At 60.2% G+C, this 1,253-nt stretch carries 2 protein-coding genes; both read right to left on the reverse strand.

Translation table 11 applies throughout. From position 1 onward, the window contains the following. On the reverse strand, positions 1–295 hold a 295-nt coding region (locus EOM25_15115), incomplete at its 3' end, for a hypothetical protein (GenBank protein ID NCC26509.1). A 1-nt stretch (position 296) separates the two neighbouring features. After that, positions 297–1,085: a hypothetical protein gene (locus EOM25_15120; GenBank protein NCC26510.1), complete on the reverse strand. Its 789-nt coding sequence runs from the start codon at positions 1,083–1,085 to the stop codon at positions 297–299. Positions 1,086–1,253: the final 168 nt, after the last annotated feature.

Raw genomic sequence — 1,253 nt, forward strand, 5'->3', positions numbered from 1 at the left:
CCAACGGACTGAACCCGGGGTTCTCGGGGTGGGGTTGATCATGGTTCCCGGGAAGGATGATCGGTACCACCCCCATTGCCTTGATCGTTTCCAGGCCGGAGTGCACCGCCAGGAGGACGGGCAGGTTCAATCCGTGTTTCTGGTCCAACAGGTCCCCAGCGAAAATCACATGCCGGGCACCATGCTTCCGGGCAAGCACCCCCATGTCCACGATCAACTGCCGGGAGAACTCCAGATTCCCCGGCAGGCGGTTGTTGGCGTGGGTGTCTGCCGTCAAGATCCACTTCTCTGCCACTTCACTCCACCTCTTTCAAGAAGTCCAACTCTCCGTTGACACATTCTCCAGGCTCGGGGTACTTCCCGGTCAGATTCTGCACGAGAACCCCAAAACTGACCAGAGCCTGCTCGATCTTCTCCGCCTTCGCCACGGCGTCCGGGTCCAGCAACAGGGTCACTTCCGGGTAGGTTCGGGCGATCCACCATTCAATCGGGGTGTGCAGCATCGAACCCAGCAGCGCCAGCGCAGTCCCCCACAACCCGGGGGTCAGCACGTCAAAAACCCCCTCTACCAGGACAGGATTCCTCTTCGGGGGGGTCCCGAACAGATACCCCACGGCCGGGTCTCCAGACCGGGACATCCACCCCTTTTCCCCGGGGACCACCGACCTGGACTTGAAGGACCGGGGAAGACCAACAGGACTCCAGATCGGGGCGTGGATCCTCCGCCGGCTGGGCTCGTAAAGCATCCCGATCTCAACAGCCAGATCCGGACGGACCTTTCTGGCGATCAGGTAGGCTTCCGCCTCGGTACCCCTCACCGAGGCTTTCTTCGAGGCGCCTTGGAGCGACTGCTGCCGGCGCTCTACTGTGGATGCTTTCTCCTGCTCCGGAACAACCAGTCCGAGCAGTCGATGCAGGGAAGCCGGGTGGCCCACCTTTACCTTGCAGTGGAAGCAGAACCCCTTCCCCCGGGAAACGTTCCAGAAGAACTTGGATCCTCCACAGGATGGGCACTCGAAGACGTACTCCGAGCCTCCCTCTTCCAGGTGCCCGCCCTTGGGGAGCCAGTCCGGGATTTTACGCATCTCTACTCCCTTTCCTATTTCTGGTGCCCACCTGCAGATCGGTCTTGTTTATGCCATTGGCCTACCGCGTGTACCATGCTTTGGTGCAGGGCAGCGCTGGTATTGAACAAATGGAGCATAGCATCTGACATATCACCCGGCTGAATGTCGTGGATCTTCAGATTTCCG

It is taken from the genome of Deltaproteobacteria bacterium (assembly GCA_009929795.1).
Lineage (GTDB): Bacteria > Desulfobacterota > Desulfovibrionia > Desulfovibrionales > Desulfomicrobiaceae > RZZR01.